The organism is Pararobbsia alpina (assembly GCF_965118125.1).
Lineage (GTDB): Bacteria > Pseudomonadota > Gammaproteobacteria > Burkholderiales > Burkholderiaceae > Pararobbsia > Pararobbsia alpina_A.
Genome location: NZ_OZ221287.1, coordinates 2,323,241 through 2,343,766 on the forward strand (window position 1 = coordinate 2,323,241; position 20,526 = coordinate 2,343,766).

A 20,526-nucleotide genomic window follows, 5' to 3' on the forward strand; every position below is an offset into this window, starting at 1 on the left:
GGCCATGAACTCCGCGCCCAGTTATCAAAGCGTTGGACTTGTCGCGCCGCGGGGCGAGCGTGATTTGCGAACGCGCAGCGATGCGACCCCGGACATCCGTTCCGGCGACTCCGCGCTTGCTAGCAGTAACGCGGAGAACTCAGACGTTGGGCAAACCCATTCCACGTTTCAGATGCTGGTCGATGCACTTGACCAGATAAATTCCCAAGTCGCTGAGCCGCCGGCAAAGGCGCTGAAAGAATATCAGCGGTACTTTGAAGACGTCAGTCATCTGATGGCGTTAATAGGACCCGCGACATCGGCGGGGTCCGATGCGAATCACATCAAGCTCGATGTCAAAGCCGTGAAGACTGAACTTGAGCGATTGCTGGCGGACTACAAGGATCGCTCCGTCTTCGGCCCTGGACCGCTTGCGCAGATCGAGCGAATGGGTGAGAAGTGGCGTCTTCCTGTTCGAGACAATGGAGACGGCACCGGTACCGTGATGTTCAACGTGGAGCCGCTCGAAACCATGCTCGGCGCGATTGCCGACGCGAAGCCCGGGACCGACGGCAAAGTCGATTGGCTGGTGGGTCAGTACCAGGCGTTCAATACGACGTTCACGACGCAGCAACAGCAGATTGAAACCGAAAACGGATTGTTGACTGAGCTCGCCCGAAACGGTCTGGCGATGTATAACAATTTTCGCGAGGTGTTCAGTGGCATAGTTAAATCGTTTCAAGACATCTGCGCGCAAGCCGCAAGATAGGGTATCGGGACGGCACCCTGCGGGCGCCGTCCCGCATTACATGCTTCACGGTGTAGGGCTCGCCGGGAGGGGCATGTCGCTCTGTCGGTCTTTTATATGAAGGGGATCAGATGTCTTCGCGTCGATCTCCGGCATTTTTCGGCAGTACGTGACAAACACATCGTTCGAAAAGACGCTATAAAGCCAGGGGTTGATCTTGATAAATTGAAGGTCGATTTGTGGTTCTCCAAAAACAGGTAGCTGCGACGCGACATCGACAGGCACGCCGTCGCCGAAATAGCGATGCGTCGTCTCGATGCGATACGACGACGCAAACCATTCACGCTTCCAGTTGATGAGACGATTGAGTCGGTAAATGTGATCGCCCGTGTCGAGCGTGCCGTCGACATAAAGGCTTGTCGGTCGAAAGAGCAGCGTCCCATCGAACTGAACCGAGTGGCCCGAGCGAGCGATGCGCGGACTTTCAAGCGTGGTCAGCCGCGCGTGGCAGGCCTCATTCGGCGCGCTGCGTTGCGCATCGAATGCCCGGGCACCCCACATCCCGACCGCCAGCACGCCACACACGATTAAAGCGATTCTGTGATGGTGGCGCATCGTACTGTCGGAAGTTCGGGGGCTGCACTGCAAGAAAGTAAAGCGTATCGGTTTCGAAACACGGTTAGCGCGAGGTAGGCATGCTGCTCTTGGGGAATATCCACGCGGGCCTCAATATCGCGCCAGACACGCAGTGCCGTTTCGACGGGGATATGTGAATAGTGAAGCGCGACGCCATCGCCGATGACGACAGACATTCCCGATGGATTCGATGTTCGTGACGTCGAGTAGGGCTCGGTCGTCACGACCGTTGACGCGGAATGCCGAACGGAAGGCGCGACAAAGGCGAACACAACGGCGAACACGAGCGCGACGCCACCGCTTGCAAAGCCAAGGGTCGTGCGGAAGCGTTTTGCAGATACAGGGCGCCAACGATGCCAGACTGGTGCATATGCCCTCTGGCCCACTGGTCGGTGCGTCGATGGATTGTTGCGTCCAATCTCGTTAGTCGTGTTGGAGTGGCACGATGCGTTCGATGCGACGACTCGGTCGTCGAGCGATTCGTCGGGCGATGCATCGCCTTTTGCGTGGGCCTGGTTTGCCACTGCTTCGGCGGTAGCAGTGGACGTGGCCGTAGCCGTACTCGTTTGCGGGTCGCTGCCTGCACGATCGCCGCTCGGTGAGCCGGCGCCAGAAGTCGAACACCTATCCGTGACTATGTCAGGCAGGCGCCCACCGGCCGATAGCGCCGGGCGATGCCGGACGGCATGATGACGCGTAGTGCAATCGGCATCGAACGCCCGCGAGGCCGTTTCGTCAGAAGCCTCAGTCAAGGTGAGCCCCCTGCGAGGTACGGTGACCAGCATGCCTGCGAGATCGATGGAAGCGAAGCTTTTGCGTAGCAGCGATACCAGCTGGTAATAGCTGTTTTCAGTGACGACCGTACCGTGGCGCGTCCATACTTCATCGATGAGGTCGGATTTCGCGCAGACACCTGAAACGAGCGCTTCGAGCAGCAACGCTTCATTGCGTGTGAGAGCACATTGGCGACCGGTCTGTGCGTTGCGCAGTCTCATGCGGTCGACATCAAACTCGAAGATCGTTGACCAGTCGATCGGAGCCATCCCCTCGTCGTCAGGGCATTCCATGTTGTGCGTCCATAGTTGTTGTATTGATCCCCACACCGATTCGAAACGGCATCGCCCCGAGATGTCAGCCGTCGCTGTGTGACACTGCGTCGCCTCGATCTCACCAGAAATGAAACCAAGGCAGACACGCTTCGACCACGGCTACACGATATGCGTTCTGGCGCAGGTAGTGGGTTAGGAAAACTCCGACTTTTTGTCGGAAAGGAACCGTATTGAAGTTCAGCCGAGGCGCCGCCGATATTCCGAATCGGCCGGAATGAGACAGCTCAAGCAAAGAACCGGTTGAACAGGGCGTCATCAGTGGCCTTGAGCCTCGTCGATGTTCAGCGGCGGCAGTGCGCACCCCCGGCATACAGCAAACGCGGACGGTCGCTTTTTGACGTGTGCGGTGCGCCCCGTACAATGCACCTGCCACATCACCTCACGCCAGGACGCCCTGGAAGGGACGGATGGCCGGGCGGGAGAGTGGACCGGCTCACTCGCCGCAGATGTCGCAAGCAACGCGCATGGCACTCGGCACGCTTCAATTGGCAAAGCACAGCAGTCCCCATGGGAGACAACGATGGATTGTGTGATCCGGCATGCAACGCTCGCGGACGGGCGCGAAGACATCGATATCGGGATTCAGGACTCAAAGATCCAGGCGGTCGGGCCGTGCCTCGCCGCCGTGGGCGCGGAAGAAATTGATGCAGAGGGCGCCCTGGTTTCGGCGCCGTTCGTCGATGCGCATTTCCATATGGATGCGACGCTGTCGTATGGCTTGCCGAGAGTCAATCAGTCAGGCACGCTGCTCGAGGGCATTGCGCTGTGGAGCGAACTCAAACCCGAGCTGACACAGGAGGCGATCGCCGGGCGCGCGCTCCAATATTGTGACTGGGCCGTGGCGCGAGGCCTGCTTGCGGTGCGCTCCCACGTCGACGTCTGCGATCCGCGGCTGCTCGCGGTCGACGCCTTGCTCGACGTCAAACGGCGCGTGGCACCTTACCTCGATTTGCAGCTTGTCGCCTTTCCACAGGACGGCGTGCTGCGCAGCGCCGGTGCGTTCGAGAACCTCAAGCGGGCGATTGACCGGGGTGTGGACGTAGTGGGCGGCATACCGCACTTCGAGCGGACCATGAGCGAGGGCGCCGAATCCGTGCGTCTGCTTTGCGAATATGCAGCGGGGAAGGGGCTGCGTGTCGATATGCATTGTGACGAGTCGGACGATCCGATGTCCCGGCATGTCGAAACCCTGGCTGCCGAGACCCACCGTCTCGGCATGCAGGGCCGCGTGACAGGTTCGCATCTGACGTCGATGCATTCGATGGACAACTACTACGTGAGCAAGCTGCTGCCGCTCATGAGGGAGTCGGGCGTTGCTGCGATCGCCAACCCGCTGATCAACATCACGCTTCAGGGGCGCTCGGATACGTATCCGAAGCGGCGCGGCATGACGCGCGTACCCGAGATGCTCGCGGCCGGCATCGAGGTGGCCTTCGGGCAGGACTGTGCCATGGATCCCTGGTACAGCTTTGGGTCGGGCGACATGCTCGAAGTCGCGCACATGGGCCTGCACGTCGCACAGATGACCGGCGTCGAAGCCAGCAAGGCGTGCTTCCGTGCCGTGACGGACACGCCGGCGCGGATTCTGGGGCTCGAAGGGTATGGCATCGCGCCCGGGTGCCATGCGGATCTGGTGATGCTCGATGCGCGTGATCCGATCGAGGCGATCCGGTTGCGTGCGACGCGTACGCTCGTGATGCGGCGGGGCAAGGTGATCAGCCGGGCGCCAGCGAATCGATCGACGCTATCGATCGAAGGCCGTCCTTCGATGGTGGATTTTCGGTTGCGCAGGCACGGCTGATCGCCATTCGATCCGCGTCGGTCCGGGAGCGTGGGCGTGCGACGCCCCGCAAGCCGTACGCCTGGGCAATCCCACGCCGGCGCAATCCCCACGCCCGACGGTTTCCCGGCCACACATGCAACCGGCCACCCACACCGGGTGGCCGGATCTGCTCCAGGCGTCGTGCTTAGTGAGCGACTTCCTCGGTCATGCCGTTGTGCCGCAGCAGTGCGTCGATACGCGGCTCACGACCGCGGAACGCCTTAAACGACTCCATTGCCGGACGGCTGCCGCCAACCTCGAGGATTTCAGCGCGATACCGTGCACCCGTCGTCGCGTCGAGCACGCTCGTGTGTGCAGCGCTCGCCGCTTCCTCGAAGGCCGCGTACGCATCCGCCGACAGCACCTCGGCCCACTTGTAGCTGTAGTACCCCGCCGCGTAGCCGCCCGCAAAGATATGGCTGAACGTATTCGGCCAGCGCGAAATCGGCGATTGCGGAATGACGTGATACTGCTCGTTCACGTCCCGCGCGATTTCGGTGATCGTCTGGAGCACGCCCTCTGCCGCGGTATCGACAGTCGTTGCGGCCGAGCCGTCAATCGGGTCGATCTGTGTCGTCAGCTGTTTCGGATCCTGCGTGTGCACGCGCATGTCGAACATCGAGAACACGATCTGGCGCAGCGTCTGCAGGCCGCTCTGGAAATTCTTCGCCGCGACCATCTTGTCGTAGAGCGCGCGCGGCAGCGGTGCGCCTGTGTCGACATGCGACGTCATCGACGTCAACACATCCCATTCCCAGCAGAAGTTCTCCATGAACTGCGACGGCAGCTCGACCGCATCCCATTCGACGCCATTGATGCCCGACACGGCGAGTTCGTCGACCGCCGTCAGCATGTGGTGGATACCGTGGCCGAACTCGTGGAACAGGGTGATGACTTCGTCGTGCGTGAACAACGCGGGCTTGCCGCCGACCGGCGCCGAGAAGTTGCAGTTCAGATAGGCGACCGGCGTCTGGGTCGATCCACCGGGGAGTTTGCGGCGCGAGCGCGCGTCGTCCATCCACGCGCCACCACGCTTGCCTTCGCGAGCGTACAGGTCGAGGTAGAACTGCGCGACGAGCTTGCCGTCCGGATTTTCGATGCGGAAAAAGCGCACGTCCGGGTGCCACGTTTCTGCCTGATCCGGCCGGATCGAGACACCGAACAGCGACTGCGCGACGTTGAACAGGCCTTGAAGTACGGCTTGCTCGGGGAAGTATTGTTTGATTTCCTGCTCGGAGAACGCGTAGCGCTTCTGCCGCAGCTTTTCCGAGGCATACGCGATATCCCACGGCTCGAGTTCGGCAATGCCCAGCTCCGTCGCGGCGAACGCACGCAACTCAAGCCAGTCGCTTTCGGCATGCGAGCGCGCGCGCTTCGCGAGATCCTCAAGGAAGGCAACAACCTGAGCGGGCGACTCGGCCATCTTGGGCGCGAGCGACACTTCGGCGAAGTTCCGGTAGCCGAGCATCTGCGCTTCTTCCTGACGCAGCGCCAGCTGTTCGCGCAGGATCTCGGTGTTGTCCCATTCAGGCTTGCCGTCGCCGTACTGGACGCCCAGTTCCGAACCGCGCGTCACATACGCGCGATACATGGCTTCGCGAAGCGGGCGGTGTTCGGCGTACTGCTGGACCGGGAAATACGACGGGAAGTGCAACGTGAATTTCCATCCTGCCTGACGCTTCGGATCGGCATCGCGCGAGGCCGCCTCGTGCGCGGCATCGCGAACATCTTCGGGCAGGCCCGCAAGTTCCGATTCGTTCGTGACCCAGTAGGCGTAGGCGTTTGTTGCATCGAGCACGTGGTCCGAAAACGCCTTGCCGAGCTCGGCCTGCCGTTCCTGGATCTCGGCGAAACGCGGCTTGCGATCTTCGGGCAGCTCTGCGCCCGAGAGGCGAAAATCGCGCAGCGCGTCGTCGATGACCTTGCGACGCGCGGGTGACAGGTCCGCGTAGGCCGAGCCTGCAGCAATGCCTTTGTACTTTTCGTAGAGTGCGAGGTTCTGACCCACGCTGGACCAGAATTCCGTGACGCGCGGCAGGTTTTCACCATAGACCTTGCGCAGCTCAGGCGTGTCGGCCACGCCATTCAGGTGTCCGATCACGCCCCATGCACGTGCAAACGGCTCTGTCGTGCGCTCGAGCGTCGTCACGACGTCGTCCCACGTCGCGGGCGTGTCGGCGGCCGCGACTTTGTCGACAGCCGTTTGTGCGTCGGCCAGCAGCGCGTCGATCGCTGGCGTCACGTGTTCGGGGCGGACGTGGGCAAAGCGCGGCAGATCGGAGAAATCGAGAAGCGGATTGGCTGCGTTCATGGTCGTCCTGTTCGTAATAGTCTGCCGAGATCGGGCGTGATCGACGCCCTGCAAGCATTCGCGCCGCGGGGTGCCGCGGTGCGATCCGGACGCGCGCCCCGCGTGCGCCCGATCTTACTTGGGGGGCGTTTGCCCGTTTCTCAATGGTCGGGTAAAGCGTCCCGCCGATGCCAATAGTTTGTGTCGAACGCGGTGATTGTGCGCGTCGATGCGGGTTGATGCAGAGACTACTTATGCAGCGACTTATGCAGCAACTTATGCAGCAGCCGATGCCGTACGCTCGGCCGATTCAATCGTATTGACGAGCAGCATCGTGATCGTCATCGGTCCGACGCCGCCAGGCACCGGGGTAATAAGACCTGCCACCTCTTTCACGCCGTCGAAGTCGACGTCGCCGCAGAGCTTGCCTTCATCATTGCGATTCATGCCGACGTCGATGACGGTCGCGCCCGGCTTGACCATGTCCGCCGTCAGCAAATTGCGCTGACCCGTTGCGGCAATCACGATGTCAGCGGCGCGCGTGAATGCGCCCATATCGCGCGTCTTGCTGTTGCAGATCGTGACCGTTGCGCCGGCGTTGACGAGCAGCATCGCCATGGGCTTGCCCACGATATTCGATCGGCCGATCACGACGGCGTTCGCGCCGGCGAGCTCGACACCATAAGCTTCGAACATCTTCATGACGCCATAGGGCGTGCAAGGCCGGAACAGCGGCTGACCGGTCATCAGCGCGCCGGCATTCGCGATATGGAAGCCGTCGACATCCTTCTCCGGAGCGATGGATTCGATGACCTTGTGCGCGTCGATGTGCTTGGGAAGCGGCAGCTGAACGAGGATGCCGTGCACCTTGGGGTCGCGATTGAGCTCGTCGACGCGCTGAAGCAGCGCTTCTTCGGTCAGATCGGCCGGAAGGCGGTCGCAGATGGAGTGGAAGCCGTTGTCCTCGCACGCCTTGATCTTGTTGCGCACATAGACCTGGCTGGCGGGGTTCTCGCCGACGAGCACGACGGCGAGGCCGGGTTGGTGGCCACGCGCGGTCAGCGCGGCGGCACGTTGCGCGACGTCGGCGCGGATTTGCTTGGAAAGGGCGATACCGTCGATGAGCTGTGCAGTCATGGGCGCGAGGGGCTCGGAAAGTAGGGCGAATCGAAGCCCGACATTATAGCCGCGCGCAACCTGACACGGCGCGCCAGCACGCGCGGCCGGCGACGTGCGCCGGCCATCGTCGGGAAACGCGGTGCCTACTTCTTGGAGAGCGCGAGACGCAACAGGTCGGCGACCGTGTTGACGTTGAGCTTTTCCATGATGTTCGCGCGGTGCGCTTCAACCGTCTTGATGCTGATGCCGAGATCGTCGGCGATCTGCTTGTTCAGACGACCGGCGATGATGCGCTCGAGCACCTGATGCTCGCGTGCCGTCAGCTTGCCCAGGCGTTCGGCCGCGGCCTTCTGGATCTGCTGTTCGCCGCTTTCCGCCCGGGCCTTGTCGAGCATCCGCTCAACGAGCTTGCGCAGCTCGGCTTCGTCGAACGGCTTCTCGATAAAGTCCATCGCGCCTTTTTTCATCGTCGAGACGGCCATCGGCACATCGCCGTGGCCCGTCACGAAGATGATCGGCAGCTGCACGTTGTCGGCAATCAGGCGCTCCTGCAACTCGAGGCCGCTCATGCCCTGCATGCGCACGTCGAGGATCAGGCAGCCGACTCCCGCTGCGGCATTGGGATAGGCGTCGAGAAACTGCTCGGCGCTCGCGTACGTCTGCACGCGGTAGCCGTTGGCCTCGAGGAGCCAGCGTAACGAATCACGGACGGCTTCGTCATCGTCAACGACGAAGACGGTTTCGGCGGTGGTGGTCACTGGACTGCTCATAGTTCTCCCGTTGCGGTGGTGAGGGTCGGGGCCTGCTTTCTGTCATCGGGCGACGCATCGGAGTCGACCGACAACGGCAGGCAGAAGTGAAACGTACATCCAAGAATGCGTCCATCGGCGGCGATGTTGTTTTCGACCCAGAGCCGGCCCCGGTGCGATTCGATGATCGACCGGCAGATATTCAGCCCCATGCCCATCCCGTCCGACTTTGTGCTGTAGAACGGCTCGAAAAGCCGCTCCGCAGTTGCCTCGTCGACGCCCGGGCCCTGGTCGACGACACTGATCTGCACCATGTCGTGTTCGATCCGGACCAGTACGCGAATCACCGCATCGATCGCGTCGGGCTTATGTTCATGCATCGCTTCGGCAGCGTTCTTGAGCAGGTTCACCAGCACCTGCTCAATCAGCACGGGATCCACATAGATGATCGGCAGGCGCGCGCGCATGTCGGTCACGATACGGATACGCCGTTTGTGTGTCTCCAGCTCGGCAAGTCCCACGGCGTCGGCGACGATGTCGTTGATCTTCGCACGCTGACGCTTGGGCTCGCTTCTTTTTACGAATTCCCGGATCCGCTTGATGATCATCCCCGCGCGGATCGCTTGTTGTGATGTTTTTTCGAGTGCCGGCAGCAGGATATCAGGCGACGTCTTGCCTGAACGTACGAGAGCCGTCGTTCCCGAACAATAATTATTGATGGCCGCCAGCGGCTGGTTCAGTTCGTGAGCCAGCGAAGAGGCCATTTCGCCCATTGTCATCAGGCGGCTCGTGAACTGGAGCTTTTCGTCCTGCTGGCGCGCAAGCTCCTGTGCCTGCTTGCGCTGGGTGATGTCGGTTGCGATCTGCATCTGCGCGAGGTGGCCGTCGACCCACTGGATGTACTGGCGGCGCACTTCGAACCATTTCTGGATGTTCGGCACATAGACTTCGCGCGCATCCGACGTGCTTTCGGTCAGCGCGGCCGCGGGCAGGCCCGCATACGTGTCGATCATATCGATCGAGTCGTTCGAGACTTGCGACCGGTCGAAGCTGGCGCCGGCCAGTTCGAGGTGACCGTCAGAGCGGATTCCGAACAGATGCCGGTAATAGCGGTTCGCGAACAGCAACTCGGTTTCGTCGGCCGCCAGCACGGACACCGCGGCGTCGAGACTTTCGAGCACCGTCGTGAACCGTTCGTGCGCTGCAGCAAGTTCTTCGCGAGCGCGCTTCGGTTCCGTGATGTCGGTCATCGACGACATCCAGCCTGTCTGGCGGCCGCCGCTGTCGATCAGCGGCGAGACATAGAGGCGGGCGTGAAACAGCGAACCGTCCTTGCGGCGCACGCGCAACTCGAAGCCCGAGGACGGGGCTTTGCCGCGCAGCGTCATATCGAGCTGGCGCTGCATTTCGGGGTAGGCGTCGCGCGGCCAGTACGGGAACGGCGCAGTCTTGCCGACGAGGTCCGACTCGTCCCAGCCCGTCATCCGGCAGAACGCCGGGTTCACGTGGGTAATGCGACCCTGCATGTCGAGCACGCGCATGCCGATCAGCACGGAGTTTTCCATCGCGCGCCGGAAAAATGCTTCGGCATACAGTGCCTGCTGCGCTTCGAAGCGCTGGCGCGTGTGCTTCCAGAGGCTCCAGAGTGACCACAGCACGAAGCACGACAGGCCGGCCACGAGCCAGACCAGCGTGTTGTTCGTGAAGTTCGTCGCCTGCGGGTATGCATAGACGCGCACCGAGACGCCATGGCCTGGCGGCTCGAGCGGTAAGTCATAGAACGAGTCGCGCGGCAGGCGCGGGCGCGTCGACGATGTCGCGAGTTCGCGGCCGCTGGGGTCGGTGATCGAAATCTTGTACTTGGCCGACAGCTCGGTCGGCAACTCGTGCGCGAGAATCCCTTCGATCGAGAACACGGCGGCAATGCAGCCGAGGAACTCGCGGTCCCGGTAAATCGGTGTCTGCAGCGTGACATAGCCGCCGCCGAGATCGTCATAGATCAGCGGGGAATAGACCTGGCGCCGAGCATTGCGCGCGTCGGCGAACGCCGCACGCTGTGCGTCGAAAAGCTGGACTTCGCTCAAGGTATTGAGCCGCGAACCCAACGCGGCGGCCGCCGGGCTGCTATAACGGATCTGACGGTCGGGATCGATCCACGTCAGCGCGATGATTTCGGGGTGCGCTTGCAGCACCTCGTTGGCCATCTGTTGGAAGTAGGGTTCGTCGCGCCGTCCGGCGCCAATGTCGCGTGCGAGCGCCGCTGCGTGTTCCTGGGCGCTCGTCAGCGACAGCCGGATCTGTTGTTGGGCCCAGGCGACGTTGCGATACAGCGTGTCTTCCTGCTGTTGCTGTTCGCGACGATTCAGGCTCCAGAGAATCAGGCTCATCACGATCAGGAAAACCACGATCGAGACGACCGGCGTCAACAGGTAAGAATTGAGCCACCACGGGCCGTATTGCCAACGGGATTGCATCCCGCCGGGTCGTGAACCGGGCGAGTGGCGGGTCGATGCGACGGAACGTCGAGTCCGCGCGAGAATCCGTTTTATAAACATGACGGCCATTGTAGCTTACGGCCCGCCCAAGCCCGCAAGTAAAGGGATTCCGGCATTTTGCCCATTGTCGTTTTTTGAGAATTTCCGTATTGCATCGCAATAGTTTTTCGCATTATGGTATGCGATACCGTCATTTGAAAATAGTTCTTGCTCTTCGATTCAGGCGCTCTTTAGAATCGCTTCCGTTTGTTGATATTGCGCAGGCTCGGGGCCGCGCGCGATAGGTCCGAAACAACGTGGTTACCGGGCGCGACACAATCGGCCGCCGGGGCCCATATCAGGAGACGATGATGTCTGCCGTACCCGAGGAAGTGCTCAAATACGTCGCCGGAAGCACGAAGGATGACGATCCCCAGGAAACCGCCGAATGGCTCGAGGCTCTCGACGGTGTGCTTTCGAACGTGGGCCCGGACCGCGCTCACTACCTGATTGAAAAGCAGATCGAGTTCGCGCGCGTGCATGGCGAACATCTGCCGTTCTCAGCGAATACCCCGTACATCAATACCATTCCGGTCAGCCAGCAAGCCAAGCTGCCGGGTGATCAGGACATCGAGCACCGCATCCGCTCGTACACGCGCTGGAACGCGATCGCGATGGTGCTGCGCGCCGGCAAGGACACGAACGTCGGCGGCCATATCGCATCGTTCGCGTCGGCAGCGACGCTGTACGACGTCGGCTTCAATCACTTCTGGCATGCGCCGTCGGAGAACCACGGTGGCGACCTCGTGTTCGCACAGGGTCACTCGTCGCCGGGTATCTATTCGCGCGCATTCCTGCTGGGCCGCCTCAACGAAGACCAGCTCAACAACTTCCGCCAGGAAGTCGGCGGCAACGGCATCTCGTCGTATCCGCACCCGTGGCTGATGCCGGATTTCTGGCAGTTCCCGACCGTGTCGATGGGCCTTGGCCCGATCATGGCGATCTACCAGGCCCGCTTCATGAAGTACGTGCAGGCCCGTGGCATCGCGCAAACGGAAGGCCGCAAGGTCTGGGCGTTCCTCGGCGACGGCGAAACGGATGAGCCGGAATCGCTCGGCGCGATCGGCATGGCCGGCCGCGAACGCCTCGACAACCTCGTGTTCGTCATCAACTGCAATCTGCAGCGCCTGGACGGCCCGGTGCGCGGCAACGGCAAGATCATTCAGGAGCTCGAGTCGGAATTCCGCGGCGCGGGCTGGAACGTGATCAAGGTCGTCTGGGGCAGCCGCTGGGATGGACTGCTCGCACGCGACAAGTCGGGCGCGCTGATGCGCCGCATGATGGAAGTCGTCGACGGCGAATACCAGACGTACAAGTCGGAGTCGGGCGCGTTCGTGCGCGAGCACTTCTTCAATACGCCGGAACTCAAGGCGCTGGTCGCCGACTGGTCCGATGACGACATCTGGAATCTGAACCGCGGCGGTCACGATCCGCACAAGATTTATGCAGCGTATCACCAGGCGCAGAATGCCAAGGGCGCGCCGACGCTGATTCTGGCGAAGACGATCAAGGGTTATGGCATGGGCGAGCATGGCCAGGCCATGAACATCACCCACCAGCAGAAGAAGCTGCCGATCGAGACGCTCAAGAAGTTCCGCGATCAGTTCCGTCTGCCGCTGACCGACGAACAGATCGCCGATGTGCCGTACCTGACGTTCGAGGAAGGTTCGAAGGAACTCGAGTACATGCGCGCTCGCCGCATGGACCTCGGCGGTTATCTGCCGGCCCGTCGCATGAAGGCGGCCGAGTCGCTTACCGCACCGGCGCTGTCGGCATTCGAGCCGCTGACCAAGGGCACGGGCGAAGGCCGCGAAATCTCGACGACGATGGCGTTCGTTCGCGTGCTCAACATCCTGCTCAAGGACAAGGCACTGGGCAAGCGCATTGTCCCGATCGTGCCGGACGAGTCGCGTACGTTCGGTATGGAAGGCCTGTTCCGCCAGATCGGTATCTGGAATCAGGACGGTCAGAAGTACGTGCCGGAAGATTCGGATCAGCTGATGTTCTACAAGGAATCGACCACGGGTCAGATTCTGCAGGAAGGCATCAACGAAGCCGGTGGTATGTGTGACTGGATCGCGGCCGCGACGTCGTACTCGACGCACGGCGAGATCATGGTGCCGTTCTACATCTACTACTCGATGTTCGGCTTCCAGCGTATCGGCGACCTCGCATGGGCCGCCGGCGACATGCGCGCACGCGGCTTCCTGCTCGGCGGTACGGCAGGCCGCACAACGCTCAACGGCGAAGGCCTGCAGCACGAAGACGGCCATTCGCACATGTTCTCGGCGTTCGTGCCGAACTGCGTGAGCTACGACCCGACGTTCGGCTATGAACTCGCCGTGGTGATCCAGGACGGTCTGCGCCGCATGGTGCAGGAACAGGAAGACGTCTACTACTACCTGACGGTGATGAACGAGAACTACGAGCATCCGGCCATGCCGGAAGGTTCGGAGGGCGACATCGTCAAGGGTATGTATGCGTTCCGCAAGGGCGAAGCGTCGAAGGGCCCGCGCGTGCAGTTGCTCGGTTCGGGCACGATCTTCAATGAAGTCATCGCCGCGTCGAAGCTGCTCAAGGACGACTGGGGTGTCGAGTCGGACCTGTGGGGCTGCCCGAGCTTTACGGAGCTCTCGCGCGACGGCCAGGAAGTCGATCGCCAGAACCTGCTGAACCCGCTGGCCGAGCCGAAGCTGTCGCACGTCGAGCGCCTGCTCAAGGACACGCAAGGCCCGATCATCGCGTCGACCGACTACGTGCGTGCGTTCGCCGACCAGATCCGCGCCTACGTGCCGCGCCGTTATGTGACGCTTGGCACGGATGGTTTCGGCCGTTCGGACACGCGTGAAGCGCTGCGTCACTTCTTCGAAGTCGATCGCTACTGGGTCACGGTCGCCGCGTTGAAGGCGCTCGCCGACGAAGGTACGATCGATCGCTCAAAGGTTGCCGACGCGCTCAAGAAGTACAAGCTCGATCCGGCCAAGCCGAACCCGATGTCCGTCTAAGCCCCTTCCGAAGAATGCTGCGTGCAGGGACTTGAGCGCCGCGGGACCCCCAGACGGGGTCCCGCGGCGCGTCAATGCGCGCGATGCTGGAGACACCAACAATGAGTCAAACGATCGAAGTCAAGGTCCCGGACATCGGCGACTACAAGGACATCCCCGTTATCGAAGTGCTCGTCGCGCCGGGCGATACCGTCGAGGCCGAGCAGTCGCTCGTCACGCTCGAATCGGACAAGGCGACGATGGACGTGCCGAGCCCCGCGTCGGGCACGGTCAAGGAAATCAAGCTCAAGGTCGGCGACACCGTGTCGGAAGGGTCGCTCGTGCTCGTGCTCGAGAGCGGCGCCGCATCCGGTCAGGCAGCGGCTCCGGCGGCGAAAGCCGAGGCAGCGCCCGCCAAGGCGGCTCAGGCCGCGCCTGCTGCAGCACCGGCCCAGGCTGCGCCGGCACAAACCGCTGCACCCGCTGCGGCGGGTGGTGGCAGCGTCGACGTCAAGGTTCCCGACATCGGTGACTACAAAGACATTCCGGTCATCGAAATCCACGTCAAGGTCGGCGACACGGTCGAAGCCGAGCAAGCCCTCGTGACGCTCGAGTCGGACAAGGCGACGATGGACGTGCCGAGCCCGTCGGCCGGCAAGGTCAAGGCGATCAAGGTCAAGGTCGGCGACAACGTGTCGGAAGGCTCGTCGATCGTCGAACTCGAAGGCGCGGGCGGTGCCGCAGCGCCGGCACCCGCAGCGCCGCAAGCTGCGCCCGCAGCCGCATCGGTCGAAGTGCCGTCGGATGCGCCGAGCAAGCCCGCAGCGGCCACGCCGCAGACGTCGGCACTCGCGCAAGCCCCGGCGATTCCGGCCGGCGAGGGCGGTGCGAAGCGTCATAGCCATGCGAGCCCGTCGGTGCGCAAGTTTGCGCGCGAACTCGGTGTCGATGTGGCACGCGTCGCCGGCACGGGTCCGAAGGGTCGCATCACGCAGGAAGACATCACGGCATTCGTCAAGGGCGTGATGACGGGCCAACAAGCCGCGCCGGCTGCTGCCGCTGCAGCGGGTGGCTCGGGCGTCGGCCTGGATCTGCTGCCGTGGCCGAAGATCGACTTCACGAAGTTCGGTCCGATCGATCCGCAGCCGCTGTCGCGCATCAAGAAGATTTCGGGCGCGAACCTGCACCGCAACTGGGTCATGATCCCGCACGTCACGAACAACGACGAAGCGGACATCACCGATCTCGAAGCGCTGCGCGTGACGCTGAACAAGGAAAACGAAAAGTCGGGCGTCAAGGTGACGATGCTCGCCTTCGTGATCAAGGCTGTCGTCGCGGCACTCAAGAAGTTCCCGACGTTCAATGCGAGCCTCGACGGCGACAATCTGATCCTCAAGCAGTATTTCCATATCGGCTTTGCAGCCGATACGCCGAACGGTCTTGTCGTGCCGGTGATCCGCGATGCGGACAAGAAGGGCCTGATCCAGATCGCCCAGGAAATGGCCGATCTGTCGAAGCTCGCACGCGACGGCAAGCTCAAGCCCGACCAGATGCAAGGCGGCTGCTTCTCGATTTCGTCGCTCGGCGGCATTGGCGGCACGCACTTCACGCCGATCATCAACGCGCCTGAAGTCGCGATTCTGGGTCTGTCGCGCGGTGCGATGAAGCCGGTGTGGGATGGCAAGCAATTCGTGCCGCGTCTCACGTTGCCGCTGTCGCTCTCGTACGATCACCGCGTGATCGACGGTGCGGCCGCCGCACGCTTCAACGCATACCTCGGCGCGCTGCTCGCAGACTTCCGCCGCGTGATCCTCTAACGGCTGGCGAAACCCTAGGAGAAGGACAAAACCATGAGTCTCGTCGAAGTTAAGGTGCCCGATATCGGGGACTACAAGGACATTCCGGTCATCGAGGTGCTGGTTGCGCCCGGTGACACGGTCGAAGCCGAACAGTCGCTGATCACGCTCGAGTCGGACAAGGCCACGATGGATGTGCCGAGCCCGTCGGCCGGCACGATCAAGGAGATCCGGATCAAGGTTGGCGACAAGGTGTCCGAAGGTTCGGTGATCATGACGCTCGAAGGCGGTGCGGCGGCTCAGGCGGCACCCGCATCGAAGCCTGCGGAACCGGCGAAGGCTGCGCCGACTCCCGCGCAGGCGGCTCCCGCTCAAGCGGCACCGGCAGCAGCACCGAACGCCGCGCAGTACAGCGGTCAGGCCGACGTCGAGTGCGAGATGGTCGTGCTCGGTTCGGGCCCCGGTGGTTACTCGGCGGCATTCCGCGCAGCCGACCTCGGCATGACGACGGTGCTGATCGAGCGTTATGAAACGCTGGGTGGCGTGTGCCTGAACGTCGGATGTATTCCGTCGAAGGCCTTGCTGCATACGTCGCTGATCATGGACGAGGTCGAGGCCCTTGCGTCGCACGGCATTTCGTTCGGCAAGCCTGTCGTTGACCTCGAGAAGCTGCGCACGTTCAAGTCGAGCGTCGTCGGCAAGCTGACGGGTGGTCTCGCCGGTATGGCCAAGGCGCGCAAGGTCCAGGTCGTGACCGGCGTGGGCACGTTCGTTGGCGCGAACCACATCGAAGTGGTGTCGAAAGACGGCAAGAAGCAGGTCGTCAAGTTCGCGAAGGCGATCATTGCCGCCGGCTCGCAGGCGGTCAAACTGCCGTTCATGCCCGAAGACCCGCGCGTTGTCGATTCGACGGGCGCGCTCGAATTGCGCTCGATCCCCGAACGCATGCTGGTGGTGGGCGGCGGGATCATCGGCCTCGAAATGGCGACGGTCTATTCGACGCTCGGCGCGAAGATCGACGTCGTTGAAATGCTCGATGGCCTGATGATGGGCGCGGATCGCGATCTTGTGAAGGTCTGGGAGAAGTACAACGCGAAGCGTTTTGCCAACGTGATGCTCAAGACGAAGACGACGAAGGCCGAAGCCAAGGCCGACGGTATCTACGTGAGCTTCGAAGGCGAGAAGGCGCCGGCCGAAGCACAGCGTTACGACCTGGTGCTCGTCGCCGTGGGCCGTAGCCCGAACGGCAAGCGCATTGGCGCCGACAAGGCGGGCGTGACCGTGACCGACCGCGGCTTTATCGACGTCGACAAGCAGATGCGCACGAATGTGCCGCATATCTATGCGATCGGCGATATCGTCGGCCAGCCGATGCTCGCGCACAAGGCCGTGCACGAAGGCCACGTCGCGGCCGAAGCGGCGTTTGGCGAGAAGTCGTACTTCGACGCGCTGCAGATTCCGTCGGTGGCGTACACCGATCCGGAAGTCGCGTGGGCGGGCAAGACCGAAGACCAGCTCAAGGCCGAAGGCGTGGCGTACGAGAAGGCCGTGTTCCCGTGGGCTGCATCGGGCCGTGCCATTGCGAACGGCCGCGACGAAGGCTTTACGAAGCTGATTTTCGATAAGGAAACGCATCGCGTGATCGGCGGGGGCATCGTCGGTCTCAACGCGGGCGACCTGATCAGTGAGGTCTGCCTTGCCGTGGAAATGGGCGCGGACGCGACGGATATCGGCAAGACGATCCACCCGCACCCGACGCTGGGCGAGTCGATCGGCATGGCGGCCGAGTTGTACGAGGGTGTCTGCACGGACCTTCCGCCGCCGCGCAAGAAGTAAGGTCAGCGACCGGTTACGACGCGTCGGGTCGGCGCGTCAATCCGGAGCGTCGACCACGAGCACGTTCGAGTAGCGATCTTCGCTGCGAGAACGTGCTTTTTTTATGGTTCGTCCGGTTTCGAGCGCATGCCCGCGGCGATTCGATGCCGGTGCGGCGCGGGGCGCGAGTTCGGGTCGCGCGGTGAACAAACTGGCACCGCTGCACGGCGCGTCGTGCTTACCGAAAACCCGCAAATAAAAAGGGCAGATCCCTGCGGATCTGCCCTTCGGACTGCTCACTCGTTCTTGGAAAACGGAGCGCCTTCACAGCGAATGCGTTGGCTAAACCATCTTACGCCGGACCGTATAAAAGACGTATCAGAATCCCGCCTCTCATGTGTCAGACAACGCCTCGATGGATGCTGACGCACGCTCACGTCTGAATCCTCATGCGGTGCGTTCCGGGCCGTTCGGCCGCAGGTGTCGCACGACAGGTCCGCAACGCTGCCGGACCTGTTTGCTTGTGAAACTTAGGCCTTCTTTGCAGCGCGCGACGCTTGAGCGGCGGCTTGCTGAGCAGCCTTCGTTGCTGCCGTAGCGGCCGCGTTGAAGTTGCTTTCAGCGATTTCGACAGCTTGCTTCGTGGCCTTGTGAACCGTTTCGTACGTCGTGTTCGCAGCCGTGATTGCCGACTTCAGAACGGCGACAGCCGTTTCCGAACCAGCCGGTGCGTTCTTCGCGACGTTCTCGACGAGCGCCTGCACCTTCTTGTTCTGCTCTTCGTATTGAGCTTCCGCGACCTTGGCGATTTCAGCTTGCAGGCCGGTGCCGATTTCGTACACGTGGCGGCTGTACGCCAGGGCCTTTTCGCCGGCCGGCTGGAGCACTTGCGCTTGCAGCGCGAGCAGCTCTTGCGGATCCTTGATCGACAGCACCTTGCGTGCGTTGTCCTGGCCTTCGGCGAGCGTTTGCTTGAGGACCTGAACGTTCAACTCGGTGACCTTCTCGAAGCTTTCGAACAGCTTGTTCGTCAGACCGAACACCGTTTCGAGAACAGCCTTCTGATTTTCTGCGATTTGCTCGGGGGTCAACACACTCATTGCATGCTCCTGAAATTCGACCCGACGCATGGTCCGGAGAGCCGGACTTTCACATCTGCATCAAAGCCGTGTTGGATGGTGATTAAAATGCCGCGCTCTCGTGTTGTGCGACGCAGCATGGAGCCCATTCTAGGCGCTTGAGAGGCATTGTCAAGCCCTTTTTGGTGCGTCGCACCATGAATGAAGCCCTAACAGAATCAATAGCTTGTATGAATGCGGTGTCACGGTGATGACCGATCGGGCGCACGTTTGCAGTGCAACTGGCACAATCGCCGCAGTTGGTGCATTGCAAAGGTTTGCGCCAAAAAATGTGCCCGCCGCACCGGGTGAAAACGCCGAGGCAGTGCGTATTTTTTTCGCTCAGGGTAAATACATGGGTAAGGATTTCTGCCCGCCTGCCGTAATACGACATAGACGCGTTACAGATGCCCAATGGCTGTGGTAATGCGCGCGCGGAAGCGCGATGTCTGCTATCGTGCGCACCGGATTCGTCTTCTATGGATGGGTCCGGTGGCGCGGTCCGAAGTGAATTTATTTATCGGAACACGGTTGTCGATTGCAATTAGGCAATCGCCTGCGAGAGGTCGGTTTAAATGCCGTCGGTAAGTGCCTAATATTGCTAATTTTTCGTGGCTTTACTACACTCTGCGCAAAGCCACCGTGACGCTGCCAAAGAATTACCCATGAGAAGCCAAGAATCTGTGATCGGAAAGGCCCTTCGACTCGTCTCATCGAGCGTTGCCGTTTCCGTCTGCGCCGCACTGGTTGTCGCTGCTGCGCCGTCTGCCGCCTACGCTGCGACGAGCACCGACGCCCCGCCCGCGAAGTCCGCCAAGAAGTCCAAGCACATCAAGTCCGTACGCCATGCCGAGAAGGCTGCCGCCGCTGACGACAAGAACGCTCCCGCCGCCAAACCCGAGAAGGTCGCCACGACGACGCGCGCCGAGCGCCGCCGCGTGCACTACCGCATGGGTGCACGTTCGACGGGGATGAGCAAGGTTGCCTACGAACCGCGCCAGTCGGTCGGCACGGCGTTCGGTCTGCATGACACGCCGGACGAACTCGCGCTGCGTTCGAGCGTCGCGTACGTGGTCGATCAGAACACGCATGAAGTGCTGTTCGACAAGAACTCGCAAGCCGTGATGCCGATCGCGTCCATCACGAAGCTCATGATGGCGATGGTCGTGCTCGACTCGAAGGCGCCGCTCACGGAGCAGATCGAAGTCACCGATGAAGATCGCGACCTGATCAAGAACACGGGTTCGCGTCTGTCGGTCGGTTCGGTGCTTTCGCGTGACGACATGCTGCATATCGCGCTCATGGCGTCGGAAAACCGCGCCGCGGCTTCGCTGTCGCGTTACTTCCCGGGCGGTCGTCCGGCGTTCATCGCCGCGATGAACGCAAAGGCGCATTCGCTCGGCATGACGGATACGCACTTCCTGAGCCCGTCGGGTCTGTCGAGCGAGAACGTGTCGACCGGTCGCGACCTCATCAAGATGGTCGATGCGGCTTATCAATATCCGCTGATCCGCCAGTACTCGACGGATGAGTCGTACGAAGTGTTCACGGGCCGCAGGACGATTCACTACGGCACCACGAACGCGCTCGTGCGCGGTCACAAGTGGGATATCGGTCTGCAGAAGACAGGCTTCATCAACGAGGCTGGTGAATGCATGGTCATGCAGACCACGATTCAGAATCGCGCCATCGATATCGTGCTGCTCGATTCGTATGGCAAGTATTCGCGCTTCGGCGATGCGCAACGCATCCGTACCTGGATCGACGAAGGCGGCGTGCAGCGTGTGACGAGCATCGACGATACGCACGGCACCTGATCGATACGAC

At 61.9% G+C, this 20,526-nt stretch carries 12 protein-coding genes; 6 read left to right on the top strand and 6 right to left on the bottom strand.

Annotated elements, in window-relative coordinates:
- The first annotated feature begins 4 nt into the window (after nucleotides 1-4).
- Nucleotides 5-748: an IpaD/SipD/SspD family type III secretion system needle tip protein gene (locus ACMFWR_RS10145; protein WP_413191550.1), complete on the top strand. Its 744-nt coding sequence runs from the start codon at nucleotides 5-7 to the stop codon at nucleotides 746-748.
- A gap of 45 nt (nucleotides 749-793) precedes the next feature.
- Here the strand turns inward: ACMFWR_RS10145 and ACMFWR_RS10150 are convergent, their stop codons facing one another.
- On the bottom strand, nucleotides 794-1,342 hold the full coding sequence (locus ACMFWR_RS10150; RefSeq protein ID WP_413191551.1) for a hypothetical protein: 549 nt from the start codon (nucleotides 1,340-1,342) through the stop codon (nucleotides 794-796).
- A gap of 1,650 nt (nucleotides 1,343-2,992) precedes the next feature.
- Between ACMFWR_RS10150 and ACMFWR_RS10155 the strand changes: the two genes are divergently transcribed.
- The gene (locus tag ACMFWR_RS10155; RefSeq protein WP_413191552.1) at nucleotides 2,993-4,273 is read left to right on the top strand and encodes an amidohydrolase family protein; all 1,281 of its coding nucleotides are present in this window, start codon (nucleotides 2,993-2,995) and stop codon (nucleotides 4,271-4,273) included.
- Between the two features lie 166 nt (nucleotides 4,274-4,439).
- On the opposite strand, the gene ACMFWR_RS10160 is transcribed toward ACMFWR_RS10155, so the two are convergent.
- The 4 genes from ACMFWR_RS10160 to fixL form a co-directional block, all read right to left on the bottom strand.
- Nucleotides 4,440-6,605 (bottom strand): M3 family metallopeptidase, encoded by a 2,166-nt coding sequence (locus ACMFWR_RS10160; RefSeq protein ID WP_413191553.1) that lies wholly within the window; start codon nucleotides 6,603-6,605, stop codon nucleotides 4,440-4,442.
- 255 nt (nucleotides 6,606-6,860) lie between these two features.
- Nucleotides 6,861-7,721: a bifunctional methylenetetrahydrofolate dehydrogenase/methenyltetrahydrofolate cyclohydrolase FolD gene (gene folD / locus ACMFWR_RS10165; RefSeq protein WP_413191554.1), complete on the bottom strand. Its 861-nt coding sequence runs from the start codon at nucleotides 7,719-7,721 to the stop codon at nucleotides 6,861-6,863.
- A 125-nt stretch (nucleotides 7,722-7,846) separates the two neighbouring features.
- On the bottom strand, nucleotides 7,847-8,473 hold the full coding sequence (fixJ, locus tag ACMFWR_RS10170; RefSeq protein WP_413191555.1) for an oxygen response regulator transcription factor FixJ: 627 nt from the start codon (nucleotides 8,471-8,473) through the stop codon (nucleotides 7,847-7,849).
- On the bottom strand, nucleotides 8,470-10,926 hold the full coding sequence (fixL, locus tag ACMFWR_RS10175; protein ID WP_413191556.1) for an oxygen sensor histidine kinase FixL: 2,457 nt from the start codon (nucleotides 10,924-10,926) through the stop codon (nucleotides 8,470-8,472). The genes fixJ and fixL overlap by 4 nt, the downstream gene beginning before the upstream one ends.
- Before the next feature lie 371 nt (nucleotides 10,927-11,297).
- Here fixL and aceE point away from each other — a divergent pair, with 371 nt between their 5' ends.
- The 3 genes from aceE (at nucleotide 11,298) to lpdA (ending at nucleotide 17,602) form a co-directional block, all read left to right on the top strand.
- On the top strand, nucleotides 11,298-13,991 hold the full coding sequence (aceE, locus tag ACMFWR_RS10180; protein WP_413194846.1) for a pyruvate dehydrogenase (acetyl-transferring), homodimeric type: 2,694 nt from the start codon (nucleotides 11,298-11,300) through the stop codon (nucleotides 13,989-13,991).
- A 101-nt stretch (nucleotides 13,992-14,092) separates the two neighbouring features.
- Entirely contained in the window at nucleotides 14,093-15,787 is a 1,695-nt protein-coding gene (aceF, locus tag ACMFWR_RS10185) for a dihydrolipoyllysine-residue acetyltransferase (protein WP_413191557.1), read from the top strand.
- A 33-nt stretch (nucleotides 15,788-15,820) separates the two neighbouring features.
- Nucleotides 15,821-17,602: a dihydrolipoyl dehydrogenase gene (lpdA, locus tag ACMFWR_RS10190; protein ID WP_413191558.1), complete on the top strand. Its 1,782-nt coding sequence runs from the start codon at nucleotides 15,821-15,823 to the stop codon at nucleotides 17,600-17,602.
- Between the two features lie 509 nt (nucleotides 17,603-18,111).
- Here the strand turns inward: lpdA and ACMFWR_RS10195 are convergent.
- The gene (locus tag ACMFWR_RS10195) at nucleotides 18,112-18,681 is read right to left on the bottom strand and encodes a phasin family protein (RefSeq protein ID WP_413191559.1); all 570 of its coding nucleotides are present in this window, start codon (nucleotides 18,679-18,681) and stop codon (nucleotides 18,112-18,114) included.
- Nucleotides 18,682-19,364: 683 nt separating this feature from the next.
- On the opposite strand from ACMFWR_RS10195, the gene pbpG reads away from it, so the two are divergent.
- Entirely contained in the window at nucleotides 19,365-20,516 is a 1,152-nt protein-coding gene (pbpG, locus tag ACMFWR_RS10200; RefSeq protein WP_413191560.1) for a D-alanyl-D-alanine endopeptidase, read from the top strand.
- The last annotated feature ends 10 nt before the right edge of the window (nucleotides 20,517-20,526 follow it).